The organism is Candidatus Aminicenantes bacterium (genome assembly GCA_026393795.1).
GTDB lineage: Bacteria > Acidobacteriota > Aminicenantia > UBA2199 > UBA2199 > UBA2199.
This window is the reverse complement of record JAPKZL010000256.1, coordinates 1-1,555: the sequence shown is the minus strand read 5'-3', so window position 1 is coordinate 1,555 and position 1,555 is coordinate 1. Positions and strand designations below refer to the sequence as shown.

General features: G+C 55.8%; 2 protein-coding genes. Both read left to right on the top strand.

The features are described 5' to 3' along the window. On the top strand, positions 1–916 hold a 916-nt coding region (locus NTW95_12840; protein MCX6558296.1), incomplete at its 5' end, for an alanyl-tRNA editing protein. A gap of 68 nt (positions 917–984) precedes the next feature. Then, the gene (gene pyrR / locus NTW95_12835) at positions 985–1,536 is read left to right on the top strand and encodes a bifunctional pyr operon transcriptional regulator/uracil phosphoribosyltransferase PyrR (protein MCX6558295.1); all 552 of its coding nucleotides are present in this window, start codon (positions 985–987) and stop codon (positions 1,534–1,536) included. Positions 1,537–1,555: the final 19 nt, after the last annotated feature.

Genomic DNA, 1,555 nt, shown 5'->3' with positions numbered 1-1,555 from the left:
CCTGCAACTCGATTTTCCGCGCCGTTACGACCACATGCAGCAGCATACCGCTCAGCACCTGCTCTCGCAGGCCCTGCTAAACCTTTTCAACGCTCCTACCCTATCCTTTGCCATAGGCCCGGAACATTCTTCGATCGAAATCGGGCGCCAGGTACTGGATAAAGAGGAGATCAGCACCCTGGAGAGCGAATGCGCGCGCTTGATCTTCGCCAATCTGCCTGTTCGCGTTTTTGAAACAGAAGACCTATCCTCTCTGCATTTGCGCAAGCCGGCCAAGCGCCAGGGCAAGATCCGCGTGGTAGAAATAACGGGCTTGGACCAGTCGGCATGCGGCGGCACCCATCTGAAAAGCAGCGCCGAGATCGGCCTGCTTAAAATCATCAAGACTGAACGCATCCGCGCCAATATCCGTCTTTACTACGCGGCCGGCTATCGTGCCCTGCGCGACTACCAGTTAAAGCAAGAGGTCACCCAGCATCTGCAACATGTCGTCACCCTGCCCCTGGCGGAAATCCCCGCCCAAGTGGAAACCCTGCTGGCGGAAAAAGACGAACTACGCCGGGCCCTCAAAAAAATACAACGCCGCGACCTGGAAAAGGAGATTGCCGCCACGGCCGCCGGCCGCGAACCCCTGATTGTCCGCGAGTTCAGCGACTTGGATAGCACCGCTATGCGCTTTTTCGCCGTATCGCTTTTAAAGCAAGGCAAACAGGTGCTGGTTTATGCCCAGAACCCGCAAAAACACATTATTATCGGCCGCGGTCAGGGAAATTTCGATTTGCGCCGGATCAGCGCCCAGCTATTCGGACTCCTGGGCGGCAAGGGCGGCGGCAGCGAAAATCTGCTCGAGGGCCGCGCCCAAGATTTTTCGAAGCTTTCCGAGGTCATTGCTTTGCTGCAAGCCAGCCTGACCTGAAACGGTCACCACCCTTGCAAATAATATTATTTTTATTATAATACCCTTTGCCGCCAAAGGAGAAACCCATGGAAGAAAAAATCAAAGCCAAGATCATGGACGAAAAAAAGATGAAACGCACCTTCCTGCGCCTGGCCATGGAAATACTGGAGCGCAACCGCGAGGCCGAAAACCTGGTGCTCATAGGCATCCAGACCAAGGGCGTCTTTGTGGCCCGCCGCATCCAGCAGTTGATCAGGGAACTGGAAAACATCGACATCCCCCTGGGCATCCTCGATATCACCATGTTCCGCGACGACCTGCACAAGCACGAGAAGCAGCCGGCCGTAAAAAAAACCCAGATCGATTTCAGCATCGAGGATCGTGACATCATTCTGATCGATGACGTGGTGTTTACCGGCCGCACCATCCGCGCCGCCATGGATTCGATCTTTGAACTGGGCCGGCCGGCGTCGGTGCAGCTGGCCGCCTTCATTGACCGCGGCCACCGCGAAATGCCCATTTGCCCCGACTTCAAGGGCAAGTACCTGCCCACTTCGCGCCGCGAAAGGGTGAAGGTAATGCTGAAGGAAATCGACGGCCAGGACCAGGTGCTGATCATGGAACCCACGAGATTTTAGCATGAGAGAGAAAACCTTC

Bases quoted from the DNA above. Each gene is read 5' to 3' on its own strand.
- pyrR (MCX6558295.1), top strand. From the start codon at position 985: ATGGAAGAAAAAATCAAAGCCAAGATCATGGACGAAAAAAAGATGAAA.